At 34.5% G+C, this 255-nt stretch carries 1 pseudogene; it reads left to right on the top strand.

What is annotated here, in order from left to right:
• Nucleotides 1–255 (top strand): annotated as a pseudogene (locus ACEWL1_RS12165) (carbohydrate-binding family 9-like protein); the annotation flags it as partial.

The following is a 255-nucleotide window of genomic DNA, read 5'->3' as shown; positions in this document are numbered from 1 at the left end:
TAAACACATTAAAAACGGCTGTTTTTATCAAAGGAACAGTAAACAATGCTGATGACAGTGATGCCTTTTGGTCTGTAGAAATGGCTATTCCGTTAAGTGCTTTTGCGGAGTTAATAAATCGCGCAAAATCAAAACCAAAAAATGGTGAGCAATGGCGAATTAACTTTTCTAGAGTTCAATGGAATCATGATATTACACATGGACAGTACTCCAGAAAAAAAGTAAACAATAAATTCTTACCAGAATACAATTGGG

Source organism: Polaribacter gochangensis (assembly GCF_046224025.1).
Taxonomy (GTDB): Bacteria; Bacteroidota; Bacteroidia; order Flavobacteriales; family Flavobacteriaceae; genus Polaribacter; species Polaribacter gochangensis.
Note: the sequence above shows the minus strand (reverse complement) of the source record. Positions and strands in the feature narration are given on the sequence as shown.